Here is a 17,942-nt window from a genome sequence, read left to right as displayed (position 1 = left end):
GTGCGCACCTCGCGTACGGAACCGGCGAGCCAGACACCGAGCTCCCGTGCGGCGCCCGCGCCCCGGACGGCGGTATCGCGCACATCACGCGAACCGCGACGGACCGGAACCAGACGCGGCGCCCGGGAGCCTGACGGGAGAAACGCCCGCATGCCCCAGGCCAACGAACCCGGCACGACCGGGAACATCGAGAACATCGAAGAGAACAACGCACCCGGCGACAAGCTGCCACCGCGCCGCAGGCGCCGCGCCGCGTCCCGCCCGGCCGGTCCGCCGGTGACGGAGACGCAGGATGTCGACGCCCCGGCCATAACGGCCGTCGACGTCATGGTGACCGACATCGCCACCGCCGAGACCGACAGCACCCCGGAGCCGGAGGCCGCGCCCGCGCGTCCGCGTCGTCGTGCTGTTCGTAAGGCGACGTCTCCGGCGGGTTCGCCGAAGGCGGTCGAGCCTGTCGAGATCGTTGAGGCGCAGGTCGAGGAGGTGGCCGAGGCCGCGCCGGAGGTTGTGGAGGCGGCTCCGGCCCGTCCGCGTCGTCGTGCTGTTCGTAAGGCGACGTCTCCGGCGGGTTCGCCGAAGGCGGTCGAGCCTGTCGAGATCGTTGAGGCGCAGGTCGAGGAGGTGGCCGAGGCCGCGCCGGAGGTTGTGGAGGCGGCTCCGGCCCGTCCGCGTCGTCGTGCTGTTCGTAAGGCGACGTCTCCGGCGGGTTCGCCGAAGGCGGTCGAGCCCGTCGAGATCGTCGAGGCCGTGGAGAACGGCGAGAGCGTCGAGGAGGCGGCCGCCGTGGCGGTGGCCGAGCCCGCGCCCGCCGCCGCGCCGCGTGGACGTACTCGCCGCAGGGCGTCGGCTCCGGCCGGTTCCCCGCAGACCGCCGAGGCCGTCGCGGAGCCCGGATCCGTGGAGGAGCCCGTCGCGGTCACCGACACGTCCTCGGCCGACAACGCTCCGGAGGCGGAAGAGGAAGCGGAGACCGAGCCGCAGGCCGAGGCCGCGCCGCCCGCGCGCACCCGCCGTCGTGCCGTCCGCAAGGCGACCGCCCCGGCGGGCGCGCCGAAGGCCACCGGGGCCGCCGCCGACACCGCGGAGAGCCTGTCCGAGCCCGTGGCCGCGGCCACGGCGGCCAAGACCGCCGCCCGGACCGAGCCCACGGCCGAGGCACCGGCTGCTGAGGCCGAGGACGCCGCGCCGCACGGCCGCCGTCGCCGCCGCGTCACTGCTTCCGCCGGCCGGCCCGAGTTCACGGGCAAGGACGAGGAGCCCGTGCGCAAGAGCCGTCGCGCGACGCGTCCCGCCGTGGCCGTGTTCCAGGCCCCGGTCTTCACCGAGCCCATGTTCCAGACCCCGGAGAGTGCGGCCGCCGCCGCTGCCGCTTCGCGCCACGCGGAGATCGAGGCCGAGGAGGAGGCCGGGACGGTCGAGGAGCAGCCCGCCGCCGAGGCCGCGCCGTCGGCCGGTTCGCGCCGCCGTCGCCGCCGTCGCGGTGAGGCCGTCGAGCCCGAGCAGACCGCCCCTGCGGCGGAGGAGCCCGTCGAGGAAGAGCACGAGCCCGAGCCGCAGGACGCGGGCGAAGCCGAGCACGAGGCCGAGGCCGAGGTCGAGGGCGAGGAGACGGACGAGTACGGCGACCGGCCCACGCGCCGCCGCCGTCGCGGAGGCCGCCGTCGTCGTCGCGGTGAGAACCACGAGGGCGAGGAGACCCCTGAGCAGCACGGCGAGGAGGCCGCCGCGGCCGACCAGGCCGAGGACGAGCGGGAACACGCCCAGGAGACCGAGGCTGAGGAGGAGGAGCACGAGACGGCCGCCTCCGGCACGAGCAGCAGCCGCCGCCGTCGGCGCCGTCGCCGTCGCAGCGGGGACCTCGCCGCCGACGTCGAGGTCGGCGCGGACGACCCGGAGCGCACGGTCGTCAAGGTCCGCGAGCCCCGCAAGAAGGAGGAGCGGGAGCCGGGCACGGGCTTCGACGAGGTCCAGTCCATCAAGGGCTCGACCCGTATGGAGGCGAAGAAGCAGCGCCGCCGTGAGGGCCGTGAGCAGGGCCGCCGCCGCGTCCCGATCATCACCGAGGCCGAGTTCCTGGCCCGCCGCGAGGCCGTCGAGCGCGTGATGGTCGTCCGCCAGAACGGCGAGCGCACCCAGATCGGTGTCCTCGAGGACAACGTGCTCGTCGAGCACTACGTCAACAAGGAGCAGGCCACCAGCTACGTCGGCAACGTCTACCTGGGCAAGGTGCAGAACGTACTGCCGTCCATGGAGGCCGCCTTCGTCGACATCGGCAAGGGCCGCAACGCCGTCCTGTACGCCGGTGAGGTGAACTTCGAGGCGCTCGGCATGGCCCACGGGCCGCGCCGCATCGAGACCGCGCTGAAGTCCGGTCAGTCCGTCCTCGTCCAGGTGACCAAGGACCCGATCGGTCACAAGGGCGCCCGCCTGACCAGCCAGGTCTCGCTGCCCGGCCGCTACCTGGTCTACGTGCCCGAGGGCTCGATGACCGGTATCAGCCGCAAGCTGCCCGACACCGAGCGGGCCCGGCTGAAGACCATCCTCAAGAAGATCGTCCCCGAGGACGCGGGCGTCATCGTCCGTACCGCCGCGGAGGGCGCGAGCGAGGACGAGCTGCGCCGCGACGTCGAACGGCTGCAGCAGCAGTGGGACGACATCCAGAAGAAGGCCAAGGGCACCAGCGGCTCCAGCGCGCCGACGCTGCTCTACGGCGAGCCGGACATGACCGTCCGGGTCGTCCGCGACATCTTCAACGAGGACTTCTCCAAGGTCATCGTCAGCGGTGACGACGCGTGGGAGACCATCCACGGCTATGTCTCCCAGGTGGCGCCGGACCTGACGGAGCGCCTGTCGCGGTGGACCTCCGAGGTCGACATCTTCGCGACCTACCGGATCGACGAGCAGCTGATGAAGGCGCTGGACCGGAAGGTCTATCTGCCGAGCGGCGGCTCGCTGGTGATCGACAAGACCGAGGCGATGGTCGTGGTCGACGTCAACACCGGCAAGTTCACCGGTCAGGGCGGCAACCTCGAGGAGACCGTCACCAAGAACAACCTGGAGGCGGCCGAGGAGATCGTGCGCCAGCTGCGGCTGCGCGACCTCGGCGGCATCGTCGTCGTCGACTTCATCGACATGGTGCTGGAATCCAACCGGGACCTGGTGCTGCGGCGCCTGCTGGAGTGCCTGGGACGCGACCGTACGAAGCACCAGGTCGCCGAGGTGACCTCGCTCGGCCTGGTCCAGATGACCCGCAAGCGGGTGGGGCAGGGGCTGCTGGAGTCGTTCTCCGAGGCCTGTGTCCACTGCAACGGGCGCGGTGTGATCGTGCACATGCCGCAGCCGGCCTCGATCGGCGGCGGCAACGGCAAGCGCTCCAAGAAGCGCGGTCGTGGTGGCGCCGTCCATGAGCACGAGCACGGACCCGAGCACGTCACCGAGGCGCCGGCCGAAGCCGCGGCCGAGGCCGCCGTCGGGACCGGGACAGCGGCGGAGATCGAGACCGTTGCCGAGGTCGCTGCCGAGGTGGCCGCTCCGGTCGCGCTGCCCGAGCCGGAGTTCGCCCCGGACGAGGAGCTGTACAGCAGCGCCGCCGAGGCCGAGGCGGCCGCGGCGCGCGGCCGTGGCCGACGCCGTACGACCCGCAAGGCAACGGCACCGGCCGGGGCCCCGAAGGCCGCGAAGGCTCCCGCCGCTCCGGTGGCCGAGCCGGAACCGGAGCCGGCCGTGGTCGTGGAGCCCGGACCGGTGGCGGAGCCCGAGCCCGTCGCCGAGGCCCCCGTGGCGGCGGAGGCTCCGGCGGCCGAGGCCCCGAAGGGCCGTACGCGTCGGCGGGCGACCCGCAAGGCGACCGCTCCGGCGGGCTCGCCGGCCTCGGCCGAGCCGGTCGAGGAAGTCATGACCGTGCTCACCCCGGCCGATGCCGAGGCATCGGCGGCCGAGGCGGCACAGCCCGAGGTCGTTGTGGTGGAGGCCGTCGCCGAGCCTGCCCCGCCGCGCGCCCGTCGTCGCGTGACCCGCAAGGTCACCGCCCCCGCGGGCTCGCCCGCGGGAGCGGACGCGGCGGAGGTCGTCGTGGTGACGGGCAGCGTCGTGGCGGAGCCCGAGGCCGTGCCGGCCGTGTCGGAGGAGCCCGCGACCGTACCGGCCGAGGCACTGGAGAGCGCCGCCGAGATCTCGGACGGCGAGGCTCCGGAGGCCGAGGCTCCGGCCAAGAAGACGGCCCGCAAGGCGGTCAAGAAGGCCACGGCCAAGAAGGCGGCCACCAAGAAGACGGCTGCCAAGAAGACCACCACGGCCAAGAAGACCGCCGCGAAGAAGACGGTGGCCAAGAAGACGACGGCCAAGAAGACGACGGCGAAGAAGGCGACGGCGAAGAAGACCGTCGCGGCCGAGCAGTCCTCGCAGCCCTCCGTGTCGGCCGACACCGAGAGCTGACCGTCGGACGAGCCGACCGTCGGATGACGCCGAAGAGGCGCGACCCTCTCATGAGGGCCGTGCCTCTTCGGCGCATCCCGGCTCGATGCGGTATCACATGGACCGCGTCTCGACAGCCCCAACCTGAACGAAACGCGGTATGAAAAGCCTGATAATGTGACGCGGCTGACGCTAGATATGCCATTCCTGAGAATGCTCATCGGCGCGTCGGTCCACTTCCGGCAGGACAGACCACCCTCCGAACCCCAAGTGCGCTGCCCTCGGGGGAAAAGGGTGATTTGAGCGCAATATATTGTCAAAGAATCGGCCGTGCGCCGAGGCGGCGGAGCCTCAGCCGGCATTCGCCCGCCCTCGAACCTTCGCCGGTCACAGCTCTTGCGGTGTTCAAGGAGGATGTCCATGTCGAGCGACAACAGGGAGACCATCCCTGCTGCCCGACCGGCGATCGGTGACGAAGAGATCGAGGCCGTGGTACGCGTACTGCGCAGCGGTCGCGTCGTGCAGGGCCCGGAGGTCGCGGCCTTCGAGGAGGGCTTCTCCGAGTTGGTCGCCGGACGCCACTGCGTGGCGGTCAACTCCGGGACCTCCGCGCTCCACCTGCTGCTGCTCGCCCTCGGTATCGGCCCGGGCGACGAGGTCATCGTCCCGTCGTTCTCCTTCGCCGCCTCCGCCAACGCCGTCCGGCTGACCGGCGCCGACGTGGTCTTCGCCGACATCGAGCCCGGCAGCTTCGGCCTGGACCCGGCCGCCGTCGAGGCCGCCGTCACGCCGCGCACGGCGGCGATCATGCCGGTGCACCTGTACGGTCACCCGGCCGCGATGGACAAGCTCATGCCCATCGCCGAGAAGCACAAGCTCGCCGTGGTCGAGGACGCCTGCCAGGCTCACGCCGCGTCCCTGAACGGCACCCCGGTCGGCGCCTTCGGCTCCGGCGGAACGTTCAGCTTCTACCCGACCAAGAACATGCACTCCCTCGAGGGCGGCATGATCACCACGGCCGACGCCGAGGTCGCGCGCACGCTCAGGCTGCTGCGCAACCAGGGCATGGAGCAGCGGTACGCCAACGAGATCGTCGGCGCCAACATGCGCATGACGGACGTGGCCGCCGCCGTCGGCCGCGTACAGCTGACGAAGCTGGCCGGCTGGACCGAGCAGCGCCGCGCCAACGCCGCCTACCTCGACGCCCACATCACCGCCCCGAGCGTCACGACGCCGCCGGTGTCCGAGGGCGCCCGGCACGTCTACCACCAGTACACGATCCGGGTGCGGGGCGACCGCGACGCCGCGATGGCGAAGCTCACCGAGGCGGGCATCGGCAACGCCGTCTACTACCCGACCCCGATCCACCGGCTCAAGCCGTACTGGGAGCCGGACCAGAAGGCCGGCCGCACCTGGGACCTGCCGGAGACCGAGCGCGCCGCGGCCGAGGTCGTCTCGCTGCCCGTGCACCCGTCCCTCGGGGCGGACGACCTGGAGCGCATCGCCGCCGCCGTGAACGCGCTGGGGGAGAACCTGTGACCGCCGCGACACTGAGGGCCGGACTCGTCGGCCTGGGCTCCATGGGCCGCCACCACGCCCGTGTCCTCGCCGGACTCGAAGGCGTGGAGCTGGTCGGCGTCGTCGACCCGATGGGGGACAAGAACGGCTGGGCGCAGGGCGCCCCCGTGCTCTCCTCGGTCGACGAACTGATCGCGCTCGGAGTCGACTACGCGGTCGTGGCCTGCCCGACCGCCCTGCACGAACCGGTCGGCCTCCAGCTCGCCGAGGCCGAGATCTGCGCGCTGGTCGAGAAGCCGGTCGCCGACACCGTCGAGGGCGCCCGCCGCCTCGTCGAGGCGTTCGAGGCGCGCGGCCTGGTCGCCGGCGTCGGCCACATCGAACGCTGCAACCCGGCGCTCCGCTCGATGCGCGCCCGCCTGGAGGCCGGCGAGCTCGGCGACGTGTACCAGGTCGTCACCCGCCGTCAGGGCCCGTTCCCGCACCGCATCGCCGACGTCGGCGTGGTGAAGGACCTGGCCACCCACGACATCGACCTGACCGGCTGGGTGACCGGCCGCACCTACACGTCGATCGCCGCCCACACCGTCTCGAAGTCCGGCCGCCCGCACGAGGACATGGTCTCCGCCGTGGGCCGGCTCTCCGACGGCACCATGGTCAATCACCTGGTCAACTGGCTGAGCCCGCTCAAGGAACGTTTCACCTCCGTCACCGGCGAACGCGGCACCTTCATCGCCGACACCCTCACCGCGGACCTCACCTTCCACTCGAACGCGGCGGTGGCCACCGAATGGGAGGCCCTCCAGGCGTTCCGCGGGGTCTCCGAGGGCGACATGATCCGTTACGCCATACCGAAGCGTGAGCCGCTGCTCGTCGAGCACGAACTCTTCAGGGACGCCGTACGGGGCGTCTCCAAGGACATCTGCACGCTGCGGGAAGGGCTCCGAACGGTGGAAGTGGCCGCTGCCGTGCTGGAGTCGGCCCGCAGCGGAAACACCGTCACGATCTCCGGGGAAGAACTCGTATCACATGGATCTTGAGAACACCGCGGCACCGCGGTCCGGCACCCGCGGCCGGATCGTCATGCTCGTCGACAACGGAGTGAACGGCGACTCCCGTGTACAGAAGGAAGCACGCTCCGCGGCCGACGCGGGCTGGGACGTGATCCTTCTCGGCAAGTCGCCCGGCAAGTCCGAGCAGCACTGGCAGATCGGCGAGGCGAACGTCCGGCTGCTGAAGGTGCCCGGACCCATGCAGCGGCGCAGGCACGAGTACCGGAGCCCGATGCTGCGGTCGCCGCTCGCCTACCGCCCCGGACCGCTCGCCGCCTATCGCAAGCAGAAGATGAAGGCGTGGCGGGCCGACCTCAACATCCGCCTCATCGAGGCGACCGAGAGCCGCGCGCCGTTGGCGAAGCTCTGGCTGCTGCCGCAGAGGGTCTTCGCGAAGGCGGCCAGCCGCTGGGTCGGGCTGCGTGTCCGGCGCACCAACGCGCTGGAAGCCCGGCGCAAGCGGATGAACTCCCCGCTGGACCGCTTCACCACGGCGTTCTGGCTGCGCGCGATGGGCCGACGTGCCTGGCGGAAGCTGGACCCCTACCTGCTCGACCTCGACCTGGCCTTCGGCAAGGTGATCGACGAGCTCAAGCCCGACCTGATCCACGCCAACGACTTCCGCATGCTGGGGATAGGCGCGCGGGCCGTGCTGCGTGCCCGCGCGGCGAAGCGGAACGTCAAGCTCGTCTGGGACGCGCACGAGTTCCTGCCCGGCATCAAGCCGTGGGACCCGCACCCGCGTTGGCACGTCGCGCAGTGCCTGCACGAGCTCGCCTACTCCAAGCACGCCGACGCGGTGACGACGGTCTCGGCGACCCTCGCGGACATGCTGACCGAGCGGCACGGACTGGCGAAGAAGCCCGCGGTGGTGCTGAACGCCCCCGACGGGCAGGTCTCGCCCGAGCAGGCCGCGGAGCCGGTGCCCGACCTGCGCGAGTTGTGCGGCATCGGCCCCGATGTGCCGCTGACCGTCTACAGCGGTGCGGCAGCCCCGCAGCGCGGTCTGGACATCATGGTCGAGTCGCTGCCGCAGCTTCCGGGCGTGCACGTCGCGTTCATCGTGCTGCGCCCGGCTTCGCCGTACATGACCGGTCTGGCGCAGCGTGCCGAGGAACTCGGCGTGGGCGACCGCGTGCACATCCTCCCGTACGTTCCGCACTACCAGGTCGTGCGCTTCCTTTCGGCGGCGGACCTCGGTGTCATCCCGATCCACCACTGGCCGAATCACGAGATCGCGCTCATCACCAAGTTCTTCGAGTACTCGCACGCGCGGCTGCCGTTCGTGGTGAGCGACGTGAAGACGATGGGCGCCATGGTCGCGCAGACCGGACAGGGCGAGGTGTTCAAGGCCGAGGACGTGGCGGACTACGTCCGCGCGGTGAAGGCGGTCCTGGCGGACCCGAAGAAGTACGGCGACGTCTACGACAAGCCCGGAATGCTCGACGAGTGGACCTGGGAGGCCCAGGCGGCGGTGCTCGACGAGGTGTACACGGGGCTTCTCCCCGGCAGCAGGCGCCCATCCGTCGAGAAAGCGGCCGAGGTGACCGTGTGACCGACAGATCCGATGTTCCCGACGTCACGGTCGTCGTGGCCGTGTACAACACGATGCCTGCCCTGACCGAGTGTCTGGAGTCTCTCGTCCGGCAGAGCATCGGACTCGACCGGATCGAGATCGTCGCCGTGGACGACGGGTCCACCGATGACAGCGGAAAGGAACTCGACCGCTTCGCCGAGCGGTTCCCCGGAACCTTCAAGGTGATCCACCAGGAGAACTCCGGGGGGCCGGCCCGGCCCAACAACGTCGCGCTCGCCAACGCGACGGGGCGCTACGTCTTCTTCGTGGGTTCGGACGACTACCTCGGCCTCGAAGCGCTGGAGCGCATGGTCGCCATGGCCGACGCGAACGACTCGGACGTCGTGCTCGGCAAGATGGTGGCCGTCGGCGACCGGTCCGTGCCGCGGGCGATCTTCCGTTCCACCGAGGCGAACGTACCGCTGATCGGTTCCGGGGCGCTCTACGCGATCTCCAACACCAAGATGTACAAGCGCTCCCTCATAGAGGAGCACGGCATCCGGTACGCGGAGGACCTGCCGGTCAGCTGCGACATGCCGTTCACGCTGGAGATGTACGTCCGGTCCAGGACCGTCTCGGTGGTCGCGGACTACGACTGCTACTACGCGGTCCGGCGTGACGACGACAGCAACATCACCTACCGGGCACGCTTCGAGAACCGTCTGAAGGTCTGCGCGTACGCGCTCGACAAGCTCCGCGATCTGGCGGGCCCGGGTGATCTCTACGACGCCTTCGCCATACGGCTCCTCAAGGTCGACCTGGCCTGGATCTTCGGCACGAACTTCCTGGCCATGACGCCGGAGCGCCGCGCCGAGTGCGTACGTGCCACCGGGCGGTTCATGGAGGAGTACTACGGGACCTCCTTCGATTCCGTGGAACACCGGCTCACCGTCCCCGAACGGCTCCGGTTCCGCTGGGTGTTCGAGGGCCGGGTGGACGAGCTGGCCGAGCTGGTCCACCTGGACACCTCGGGGGCGATGCCGCCGACCGTGCTGGAGGGCGATCACGCGTATGCCCGCTATCCCGGCTTCCGTGACAGCCGGTACTCCCTGCCCGACAGCAGCTTCGAGCTGCGGGGCGCGATAACGGGGCGGCTCGGCTCCGGTACCGTGCTCGAGTCCGCCGACTGGCACCAGGAGGGCGACGGTTTCGCGCTCGACGTGACCGTACGGGTTCCCGTGCTGGGCGAGACGGAGTCGCTGCAGATGAGGCTGGCTTCGGGCCCCATGCCCAAGTCCGCCGACGGCGCGGGCGCCCGCCGCCTGGACGAGGGCGAACGACTCCCCGACCCGGTGGGTGCCGCCGCCCGTGCCCTGGTGCCGGGCGAGAACGGCACCCTGATCACCTCCAGGATGCCGCTCCGCCGGGTCCGGACCGAGCTGGGCCTCCGGGTCTCGGTCGACGTGGCGGGCCGGACCTACGAGATCCCGGTACGCGGCAAGGGCCGCCCGATGCCGCTCGCCCGGCTCTGGGCGGGCGACGTCCCTTACCGTGTCTCGGCCCGGGTGAATACGAAGGGGCGCATGGTGGTCAGGACCGGCCCGCTTCGTCCGCCCAAGAAATCGCTGGGATCGCGACTGCGATCGTTGTTGACCGGTGCCAAGCGCTCCAAGAGGAAGTGACCATGAACATCTGTGTAGTCGCCCTGGGCAAGATCGGCCTGCCGCTCGCCGTGCAGTTCGCGGCCAAGGGCCACCGGGTGATCGGCGCCGACGTCAACGAGAAGGTCGTGGAGCTGGTCAACGCCGGTGTCGAGCCGTTCCCCGGCGAGCACGACCTGGACGTCAAGCTCAAGGAGACCGTCGACGCGGGGCTGCTGACCGCCACCACCGACACGACCGCCGCCGTGGCCGAGTCCGAGGCCGTCGTGGTCGTCGTCCCGCTCTTCGTGGACGCCGAGGGCACCCCCGACTTCGGCTGGATGGACTCCGCGACCCGGGCGATCGCCGCCGGGCTCAAGCCGGGCACCCTCGTCAGCTACGAGACCACGCTGCCGGTCGGCACCACCCGCACCCGCTGGGCGCCGATGCTCGAAGAGGGCTCCGGCCTCAAGGCCGGCGAGGACTTCCACCTGGTGTTCTCCCCGGAACGGGTGCTCACCGGCCGGGTCTTCGCGGACCTGCGCCGCTACCCGAAGCTGGTCGGCGGCATCGACGAGGCGTCGACCGCGCACGGCGTCTCGTTCTACGAGTCGGTCCTGGACTTCGACGAGCGCACGGACCTGCCCCGCGCCAACGGCGTCTGGGACCTGGGCACCTCCGAGGCGTCCGAGCTGGCCAAGCTCGCCGAGACGACCTACCGGGACGTCAACATCGGCCTGGCCAACCAGTTCGCCCGCTTCGCCGACCAGCAGAACATCGACGTCCTCAAGGTCATCGAGGCCTGCAACTCCCAGCCCTACAGCCACATCCACCAGCCGGGCATCGCCGTCGGCGGCCACTGCATCCCGATCTACCCGCGGATGTACCTGTGGAACGACCCCTCGGCGACCGTGGTGCGTTCGGCGCGCGAGGCCAACGCCGCCATGCCCGAGTACGCGGTCGACCTGCTCGCCGCCGCCTACGGCGACCTGGACGGGGTCGGCGTGCTGGTGCTGGGCGCCGCCTACCGCGGCGGCGTGAAGGAGACGGCCTTCTCCGGCGTCTTCCCGACCGTCGAGGCCCTGAAGGCGCGCGGCGCGGTTCCGTTCGTCTCGGACCCGATGTACACGGCCGAGGAGCTGGCCGCGCACGGTCTGGTCCCGCATGAGGGCCAGGCCGTCACCGCCGCGATCCTCCAGGCCGACCACGCCGAGTACCGCGAGCTGTCCGCCGCCGACCTGCCGGACGTCCGCGTCCTGGTCGACGGCCGCCGCACCACGGACCCGGCCCGCTGGGAGGGCGTCCGCCGCGTCGTCATCGGCGGCTGATCACGCCACGCACGTGCGAGGGGCCCCGGCCGATGCGGTCGGGGCCCCTCGCACGTTCCCCGCCGAGCGCCTACGACGCGGTCGGTCAGGGTTCTTCGTCAGAGTTCGACGAGCGTGGACTCGTCGGTCTCGCGGTAGCGCGCACCGGTCTGCGGGCACTCCCACACGCCCTGCTCGTCCGTGCTCTCCACGAGCTTCACGCCGGCACGCCCGACCCAGCCGATCCGGCGGGCCGGGACGCCGACGACGAGAGCGAAGTCGGGGACGTCCTTGGTGACCACGGCACCGGCCGCGACCATGGCCCAGCGGCCGATCCGGACCGGGGCGACGGCGACCGAACGGGCGCCCAGCGACGCGCCCTCGGCGATCTTGACCCCGACGGCCTCCCAGTCCTCGCCGCGCTTCTGCTTGCCGTCGGGGTCCACGGAGCGAGGGTTGTGGTCGTTGGTGAGGACCACCGAGGGGCCGATGAAGACACCGTCGGCCAGTTCGGCGGGCTCGTACACCAGCGCATAGTTCTGGATCTTGACGTTGTCGCCGATCCGGACGCCCGTACCGACGTAGGCGCCGCGTCCGACGACACAGCCCTCGCCGAGGCGAGCCTGTTCGCGGATCTGGGCGAGCTCCCAGACGCTGCTGCCGTCGCCGATCTCGGCGGTCTGGTCGACCTGGGCGGTGGGCTGGACTCTGTAACTCACTTCTGTGCCTTCCGGAGCGCGACTTCGCCCGGTGAGCATACGTCCTGGTCCCCGCCCAGCAGCAGCCGGTCGTAGTCGTCCCGGACGGTCTCCCAGTCCCAGACCGAGAGCGCGTGGCGCGACGCCTCGCGCCCGGCCGCGGCCCGGACCTCCTCGGACGCGGTGACGGCCAGGATGCGTTCGACGGCCTGCTCCGGCGTGGTGACCACCCAGTCCTCGGGGAAGAGGGTACGGGTGCTGTGCGGGCGTCCGGCCACGAACGGCCAGTCCCGGACCACCGGCACCGCACCGGACGCCGCCCCCTCCATCAGGCCGACGTGGCAGCCCTCGCGGACCGAGCTGCTGAGGATCACCCCCACACCGGTGAGGACGCCGGGCACGTCGTCGCTCGGCCCGAGCCTGCGCACCGCGCCCGTCGGCTCCAGCTCGGCCAGATCCCGCTCCAGGGCCGTGTGGTAGGCGGCGGCCGCCGCACTGGGCGCGGGGTCGATGCCGCTGCCGACCATGAGCAGGCGGTACCGCTCGTCCGCCGCGCGCAGCAGCCTGATCACCTCCAGGGCCCAGCGCGGGTCCTTCGCGATCTGCCCGATGCCCACCAGGCCCACGGTGAACCGGGCGTCCTCGTCCTTGGGCCGGTCGAACCGCCGCAGGTCCAGCGCGTTGTGCAGGAAACGGAGGCGCGGTGCGTCGGGTTCGAGCAGCCGGGGAACGGCGGCGGTGGTCATTTCCCGCATGTGTTCCGCGATGAACACGATGTCGTCGACGCGGGTGAAGTCCATGATGTGCGGCCAGTACGTGAACGATTCGTACTTGTGGAGACGTACGACCACCCGGGTGCTCCCGGGGTCGACCAGCGTCATGAACGCGGCGGCGGTGGAGCACCATTCGACGAAGGCGGTGTCCGCCCAGTCCAGATGGGGACGAAGGGCCGCTTCGACCTGTGCCGCGTACGGGTCCTGGAGCCCGAGGGGTGCCTCGACCATCCGCCGCAGACCCTTGGCCAGCGGTGCCAGGTCCGGGTCGGTTGCCAGGTCGAGGGTGCGCAGTTCGACGCCGGGGTGGTTCGCGTAGTGGTCGGTGAGCAGTCCCAGGAAGTTGGCGTTGGCCCGGGTCACCACGAGCAGCCGCAACGGCCGGTCGGACGGGGGCGCGGCCGCGGGCACGCTCCGGCCGCGCGGCGCGGTCACCGCGCGCCCGACGGCGCAGGCGCGCAGACGGGCGGTGAAGCCTGCCGGGTCGTCCGAGAGGGGGGAGTGGAGCCGGTCGACGTGCGGGACCCGGTGGAACGCCAGCATCAGCGCCCGGACGAAGGCCGCCGTGGCTTCCTTTTCCCGGCCGGCCTTGAATTCGCTGTCCGCATACGCCAGTTCGGCGCCGTAGGCCTGGACGAGGTGGCGCGGGACGAGCCCTCGGCCGAGTTGGGCGGCGGCCGCCTCCCCGAGCAGTTCGGCCTTGAGCCGCCGGTCCTGGACGCGGTGCGCGCAGACCCCGAGAACGCGTTCGGCGACGAACGGCCGGTCGGTGCGGGTCAGTCTGGAGATCGCCCGTCGGGCGGTCTTGGCCAGAAGTTCATCAGGGATCTGTGGTGTTGGCACGGGAAGGCTCCACTGTCGAGGCGGGAACTGGGACCGTACGGTCAAACGCGCGCGAGGGAAAGTCGCGAACTGCCTCCGTGATCAAGGGAATTCCGAGAGTCACCGGCACCCACATGAGCACGCCCAACCGGTCGGCCTCCTGCACCAGGGGATGGGCCGCGACCTGGGCGGCACCGGTCAGTACGACCGCACAGGCCAGTGGACCCAGTACACCGCCGCGCCGCAGCAGCACCCACAGCGAGAACGCGGCGGCCGCCAGGAAGAGCGGCATCGCGATCTGCTCGGCGAGCCAGTGGGCCCAGTACGTCAGGTTGAGATCGACGAGCCGGGCCCAGGGGTCCGGAACGTCGGGGGAGCGGAAGTGGCGGGTGAAGGTGTCCTGGAGGGTGACCTCCGACGAGGGGAGCGCGAGCAGTTTCATCGCGACCGCGACGGCGCCGGAGCATCCGGCCGACACCCCGGCGAGGAGCAGATCCGTCCGGGACCGGCGGAGCGCTCCGAAGACGCACATCGCGACCGCGATCGTGGCGGTGACGACCAGCGCCGTCGAGTAGCGCGTGACCGCGCAGAGGGCCATGGAACCCACGAACAGCGCGATCCCTGCGGCCCGTCGGTTCCGGGCCACGAGGACTCCTCCCCAGACGGCGCCGACGACACAGGCCGTGACGAGCCCCTCGCCGAGCGGCTGGAGACTCCACCGGCCGAGCGGAGTGGCGAGGAAGGCGATCTGGCCGGTCACGGCCGCTGCGGCGGACAGCCCGGCCGTCCGCAGCAGCCCGCAGACGGCCAGGGAACCGCCCACCGCGAGCAGCAGCCCGAGCGTCCGCATGCCGTCGAGCACCCCGAGCGCCGCGACGAAGGGGGCCAGGAGCAGGGGATATCCGGGCCGGGACGAGAAGATGGACTGATAGCGGGGGTCCCCGGTGGTGATGTCGGGGGCGTCCCGCCATCGCTCCATGCACGTGGTCCGTGCTGCGGAGCGGGAGGCACCGGGGTCCTTCTTCGAGGCCAGCGGATCGAGGGCCTTGCTCCGCGCGGCCGCGTCCGCGCGGCTCGCGCAGAAGGCGGTGAGCGCGGTGCGGTGCGCCTGGTCCCGGTCGGCGCCGGTGTATTCCTCGGCCGCACGCGCATATCGATATGAATCGGGATAGAGAGTCCAGGAAGTCCCCGCGGTCAGCTGTAACAGCACATAGACGATGGAGACGAGGAGGGCCGTCGGCCAGACACGGCCGGGCGGCGCGGAGCGGGGCATCGGTACCCTCGGGCGGCTGCGAGCGGTGGGAACGGGCGAGTCGTGTGCGTGGTGCGTGAGGTCCGGGCCGGTCGAGCCGGTGGTCTCCCCGGCGTGCGCACGTCCCGCGAGGAGCATGCCAGTGCACCCGTTCGGCCGAACGGGCGGGTCCGCCCGCGCCCGGGGCCGGGCGGGTGGGTGCGGCCGTGATCGGATGTTTCGTCCCGTTCGGGCGTGCGACGGGGCGGGGCCGCCCGGCCCGGTTTGACCCCTTGCCCAGGCAACCGTAATCTTGACCCTCGGCGTGTTTCCATGCGCGCCCACCCCCTGAGCACATTCCTCCCGGTGGACCCGTCCGGCGGGAGAGGCCGCTCGTCCTTCCGGATCGTCGTGGGCTTCCGCCCGCGCGAGCGGCTGGCATCAGGGGACCCGTTCCGAGCGAGAGAGAGATCCGCGTGTACGCCATCGTGCGCAGCGGTGGCCGTCAGCACAAGGTTGCTGTCGGTGACATCGTTGAGGTTGACAAGATTTCCACTGCCAAGGTTGGCGACACGGTCGAGCTCTCGACCCTGCTCGTGGTCGACGGCGACGCCGTGACCAGCGACCCGTGGGTGCTGGCCGGGATCAAGGTCCAGGCCGAGGTCGTGGACCACCACAAGGGCGCGAAGATCGACATCCTTCGCTACAAGAACAAGACCGGCTACCGCCGTCGCCAGGGTCACCGTCAGCAGTACACGGCGATCAAGGTCACCGGCATCCCCACGGCTGCGAAGTAAGGGACTGAGGAGACATGGCACACAAGAAGGGCGCATCGTCCACCCGGAACGGTCGCGATTCCAACGCTCAGCGGCTCGGTGTGAAGCGCTTCGGCGGCCAGGCCGTCAACGCCGGTGAGATCCTGGTCCGCCAGCGCGGCACCCACTTCCACCCGGGCACGGGTGTCGGTCGTGGTGGCGACGACACGCTGTTCGCGCTGACCGCCGGTGCGGTCCAGTTCGGCACGCACCGTGGCCGCAAGGTCGTGAACATCGTTCCGATCGCCGCCTGATTCACGGCGCTCGTCGAGCGATTTCTGCGGAGGCGGACCTCACTTCCCCCACGGGAAGCGGGTCCGCCTTTCGCGTGTTTCTCCCATGAGAGACGGCCTTCTCCTGCGCGGGACGGCACGAGTGAGACATTTCTGTACGTATGTAACTGGAGGTTCCCACCATGACCACCTTCGTGGACCGCGTCGAGCTGTATGTCGCCGCGGGTAACGGAGGCCACGGCTGCGCCTCCGTACACCGTGAGAAATTCAAGCCGCTGGGCGGGCCGGACGGCGGCAACGGCGGGCGCGGCGGCGACGTGACCCTGGTCGTCGACCAGTCGATCACCACGCTCCTCGACTATCACCACCGCCCGCACCGCAAGGCCACCAACGGGCAGCCCGGCGAGGGCGGCCACCGTTCCGGCAAGGACGGACAGGACCTGGTCCTGCCGGTGCCCGACGGCACGGTCGTGCTCGACAAGCACGGCAACGTACTGGCGGACCTCGTCGGCCAGGGCACCACGTTCGTGGCCGGCCAGGGCGGTCGCGGGGGTCTGGGCAACGCCGCGCTGGCCTCCGCCCGGCGCAAGGCCCCCGGTTTCGCGCTGCTCGGCGAGCCCGGCGAGGCCCGGGACATCGTCCTGGAGCTCAAGACCGTCGCCGACGTCGCGCTGGTGGGCTACCCGAGCGCGGGCAAGTCCTCGCTCATCTCCGTCCTGTCGGCGGCCAAGCCGAAGATCGCCGACTACCCGTTCACGACGCTCGTGCCGAACCTCGGCGTGGTCACCGCGGGCAGCACCGTCTACACCATCGCCGACGTCCCCGGTCTGATCCCGGGCGCCAGCCAGGGCCGCGGCCTCGGCCTGGAGTTCCTGCGGCACGTGGAGCGCTGCTCGGTCCTCGTGCACGTCCTGGACACCGCGACGCTGGAGTCCGACCGCGACCCGGTCTCCGACCTCGACGTGATCGAGGAGGAGCTGAAGCAGTACGGCGGTCTGGACGACCGGCCCCGCATCGTCGTCCTCAACAAGATCGACATCCCGGACGGCAAGGACCTCGCGGACATGATCCGCCCGGACCTGGAGGCGCGCGGCTACCGCGTCCTCGAGGTGTCGGCCGTCGCCCGTACCGGGCTGAAGGAGCTCTCCTACGCGCTCGCGGGCGTCATCGAGGAGGCGCGTGCGGCCCGGCCCGTGGAGGCGGCGACCCGTATCGTCATCCGCCCGAAGGCCGTCGACGACGCCGGATTCACCGTCACCAAGGAGGAGGACGGCCTCTACCGGGTGCGCGGCGGCAAGCCGGAGCGCTGGGTGCGGCAGACCGACTTCAACAACGACGAGGCCGTGGGTTATCTGGCCGACCGGCTCAACCGCCTCGGTGTCGAGGACGAGTTGAGGAAGGCCGGTGCCCGCGCGGGCGACGGTGTGGCCATCGGCGCCGAGGACGACGCGGTCGTCTTCGACTGGGAACCGACCATGGCGTCCGGCGCGGAGATGCTCGGCCGGCGCGGCGAGGACCACCGCTTCGAGGCGCCCCGCCCGGCCGCGCAGCGCCGCCGCGACCGCGAGGCCGAACGCGACGAGGCGGAGCGGGAGTTCGACGACTTCGACCCGTTCTAGTGCCGCTCCCGGCAACGTTTGCCCCGTCGCACCGCCCGGCACGCACTCCCCCAAGGCCTTAAGGGCCAGGGGGGACCCCCTTCGGCGTTGGCCGAAAGCCCACGTAGCCCTTCCCCAAGCTCTCGACTTCGTTCGAGCAGGGGAGACCCCATCCGAGGGCTTTCGGCCGCCTTGCGATCGCACGCACTGGACGCCGCTCCTTCCGGGCAAACCTTGCCGGTCACGGCACTAGACGATCCGGGCGTCCGGCCCGGTCCCGAACGGTTCCCTCCGAGCCGTTCCGGTTCCGGAAGGGCCGGCCC

12 protein-coding genes are annotated in these 17,942 nt (G+C 71.1%); 9 read left to right on the top strand and 3 right to left on the bottom strand.

Translation table 11 applies throughout. From position 1 onward, the window contains the following. The first annotated feature begins 150 nt into the window (after positions 1 to 150). The 6 genes from AMK22_RS08360 to AMK22_RS08335 all read left to right on the top strand — a co-directional run bounded on the left by AMK22_RS08360 (position 151) and on the right by AMK22_RS08335 (position 11,470). Positions 151 to 4,437, top strand: a complete 4,287-nt coding sequence (locus tag AMK22_RS08360) for an Rne/Rng family ribonuclease (RefSeq protein WP_073782970.1) — start codon at positions 151 to 153, stop codon at positions 4,435 to 4,437. A gap of 399 nt (positions 4,438 to 4,836) precedes the next feature. Further along, positions 4,837 to 5,955 (top strand): DegT/DnrJ/EryC1/StrS family aminotransferase, encoded by a 1,119-nt coding sequence (locus AMK22_RS08355; protein ID WP_073782968.1) that lies wholly within the window; start codon positions 4,837 to 4,839, stop codon positions 5,953 to 5,955. Further along, positions 5,952 to 6,974, top strand: a complete 1,023-nt coding sequence (locus AMK22_RS08350) for a Gfo/Idh/MocA family protein (RefSeq protein WP_073782966.1) — start codon at positions 5,952 to 5,954, stop codon at positions 6,972 to 6,974. The genes AMK22_RS08355 and AMK22_RS08350 overlap by 4 nt, the downstream gene beginning before the upstream one ends. Then, a complete protein-coding gene (locus AMK22_RS08345) occupies positions 6,964 to 8,541 on the top strand; it encodes a glycosyltransferase family 4 protein (protein ID WP_242433880.1) in 1,578 nt (525 codons plus the stop codon). Before AMK22_RS08350 ends, AMK22_RS08345 begins: the two co-directional genes overlap by 11 nt. Then, positions 8,538 to 10,184, top strand: coding sequence for a glycosyltransferase family 2 protein (locus tag AMK22_RS08340; protein WP_073782964.1), 1,647 nt, complete (start codon positions 8,538 to 8,540; stop codon positions 10,182 to 10,184). The genes AMK22_RS08345 and AMK22_RS08340 overlap by 4 nt, the downstream gene beginning before the upstream one ends. Positions 10,185 to 10,186: 2 nt before the next feature. Beyond that, a complete protein-coding gene (locus AMK22_RS08335) occupies positions 10,187 to 11,470 on the top strand; it encodes a nucleotide sugar dehydrogenase (protein WP_073782963.1) in 1,284 nt (427 codons plus the stop codon). 98 nt (positions 11,471 to 11,568) lie between these two features. Here the strand turns inward: AMK22_RS08335 and AMK22_RS08330 are convergent, their stop codons facing one another. Genes AMK22_RS08330 through AMK22_RS08320 form a run of 3 tightly spaced genes read right to left on the bottom strand, consistent with a single transcriptional unit; the run spans position 11,569 to position 15,015 of the window. After that, on the bottom strand, positions 11,569 to 12,168 hold the full coding sequence (locus AMK22_RS08330) for an acyltransferase (RefSeq protein WP_073782961.1): 600 nt from the start codon (positions 12,166 to 12,168) through the stop codon (positions 11,569 to 11,571). Continuing rightward, positions 12,165 to 13,763: a glycosyltransferase family 1 protein gene (locus AMK22_RS08325; RefSeq protein WP_073782959.1), complete on the bottom strand. Its 1,599-nt coding sequence runs from the start codon at positions 13,761 to 13,763 to the stop codon at positions 12,165 to 12,167. The genes AMK22_RS08330 and AMK22_RS08325 overlap by 4 nt, the downstream gene beginning before the upstream one ends. Continuing rightward, on the bottom strand, positions 13,741 to 15,015 hold the full coding sequence (locus AMK22_RS08320) for a hypothetical protein (RefSeq protein ID WP_143203529.1): 1,275 nt from the start codon (positions 15,013 to 15,015) through the stop codon (positions 13,741 to 13,743). The genes AMK22_RS08325 and AMK22_RS08320 overlap by 23 nt, the downstream gene beginning before the upstream one ends. Before the next feature lie 434 nt (positions 15,016 to 15,449). Between AMK22_RS08320 and rplU the strand changes: the two genes are divergently transcribed. From rplU to obgE, 3 genes are all read left to right on the top strand, one after another. After that, on the top strand, positions 15,450 to 15,770 hold the full coding sequence (gene rplU, locus AMK22_RS08315) for a 50S ribosomal protein L21 (RefSeq protein ID WP_045947825.1): 321 nt from the start codon (positions 15,450 to 15,452) through the stop codon (positions 15,768 to 15,770). A gap of 14 nt (positions 15,771 to 15,784) precedes the next feature. After that, positions 15,785 to 16,042, top strand: a complete 258-nt coding sequence (rpmA, locus tag AMK22_RS08310) for a 50S ribosomal protein L27 (RefSeq protein ID WP_073782955.1) — start codon at positions 15,785 to 15,787, stop codon at positions 16,040 to 16,042. A gap of 161 nt (positions 16,043 to 16,203) precedes the next feature. Next, positions 16,204 to 17,640 (top strand): GTPase ObgE, encoded by a 1,437-nt coding sequence (gene obgE / locus AMK22_RS08305; RefSeq protein ID WP_073782953.1) that lies wholly within the window; start codon positions 16,204 to 16,206, stop codon positions 17,638 to 17,640. The last annotated feature ends 302 nt before the right edge of the window (positions 17,641 to 17,942 follow it).

It is taken from the genome of Streptomyces sp. CB01580, from assembly GCF_001905795.1.
Classification (GTDB): domain Bacteria; phylum Actinomycetota; class Actinomycetes; order Streptomycetales; family Streptomycetaceae; genus Streptomyces.
The sequence above is the reverse complement of the archived record's forward strand: the minus strand, read 5'-3'. Positions and strand labels throughout refer to the sequence as shown.